The sequence below is a fragment of the Methylobacterium sp. J-070 genome (assembly GCF_022829385.1).
GTDB lineage: Bacteria > Pseudomonadota > Alphaproteobacteria > Rhizobiales > Beijerinckiaceae > Methylobacterium.
Genome location: NZ_JAKSXX010000289.1, coordinates 1 through 1,472 on the forward strand (window position 1 = coordinate 1; position 1,472 = coordinate 1,472).

General features: G+C 62.8%; 1 protein-coding gene. It reads right to left on the reverse strand.

What is annotated here, in order from left to right; translation table 11 throughout:
- Positions 1–544: 544 nt before the first annotated feature.
- A complete protein-coding gene (locus MKL01_RS32050) occupies positions 545–1,417 on the reverse strand; it encodes a MipA/OmpV family protein (protein WP_243909215.1) in 873 nt (290 codons plus the stop codon).
- Positions 1,418–1,472: the final 55 nt, after the last annotated feature.

Below are 1,472 nucleotides of genomic sequence, written 5' to 3' on the forward strand. Positions count from 1 at the left end.
ATCAAGAGAGAGATGCGTGTCACAGATGGCTCCAACGGTTGCGCCACCGAGGTTGGCCACGCCTATGGTGAACGGACGCGGCGGCGAAACAGTTTCCTGGCGGAAGCTGCCGCCCCCAGCTGGTACGTCTCACCCTTGCACCGATGAGATGAATGCCTCCTCGTTATGCCGCGATGAGATCGTGGAACGTGTTCGGGTTAGCGGAGCGTGGCTCTGAAACTTATTCGCCGTTGATGCCGTAGACGACGGATGGCTCATGAGGCATTCCGTTGGATCATGAGCTTGGTCGCACGGTCAGCGCAGGTCGACGTCGTGCCCTGTCCGGTTCACACGGGCTGTTTCCGCTGGGTCATCACCACAGCGGATGGCAAACACGCGGAACATTCGCCCTACGCTTACGCATCCGCGGCTGGGGCGCGGGCCGGCGAGATCCGGCATCGTGAGATCGGTTGGAAGATCTAATTTTGACCGGCAAACCCCCAGTTAGGTGGGGCATACCTTCCAATGGCTGGGGGCCCGCGTCATTCGCAAGCGCGTAGGCGGATCAGAACAGGGCCGGTGTCTTGAACGAGTAATCGATCTTGATGCCGAACTGAAACTGGTCGGGGCTACCGAACGGGCGGCGGACCAGCGGGCTGTCCCCCGAGACGCCCAGGATCCGCGTGTAGCCCGCATAGGCTGTGTAGGCCCAGGTCTCGTTCTGCGTATAGGTCACAGCGCCGAGCACACCGGCGGAATAGAAGCTTCGCGGGTCATAGGGGGTGATCCGTCCGTTCAAGGCGGCTTCGGCCGGTGACACGCCGAAATACTTTCTGGCGAAGCTGGCATCGCCGATGTTGAAGCGTGGCCCGATGGAGAACAGGAGCTTCTCGATTGGGATCAGGTAGTCGGCCGCTACCGAGCCGACCGTGCCATGGTGCCCATAGATACCCTGCCGAGCCTCCACGCGGGTGCGAATGAAGGAGACGGGATAGAACTCCGCGAACACGCCCGGCTCAACCGCGAAGCGCGCGTCGCGGAAACCGAACAGGTGGCGCCGGTCGTCGCCGTAGTAGCGGCCGGGCACGATGCGAGCGGTCGGACCAATTCGGAACACCGGATCATCGTAGAGGGACAGGCTGAAGCCGTCGTCCGGTGCCGAGAAGCGACGCGGCTCGCCCAGGCGTCGGATGTCGATGGAGGGATAGCCCACCGCCGTGTAGTTGCTGGCGCCAGGGTAACGCGGCACGACTTGGAGCGAGCCGCTGACCGTCACCACCCAAACGCTTGGATCGACCTGGGCGAAAGTCGGCACCGGACGTGGCAGGACCGCGCCCAGATCCGCGGCGTTTGAGGCCGTCATGCCGAAGGCGGCAAGGAGTGTGCCTGCGCCGAAAAGCGCGCAGAACCGCTGAGCACGGTGAGATAATTGCGTCATGGCCACGCTTTATGACGCCATTTGATCCAGCCCGCATACGCATGAACGGCAACTC

What these genes read in the sequence shown, in the direction of transcription:
- MKL01_RS32050 (WP_243909215.1), bottom strand. Translation starts at nt 1,417, where the DNA reads ATGACGCAATTATCTCACCGTGCTCAGCGGTTCTGCGCGCTTTTCGGC.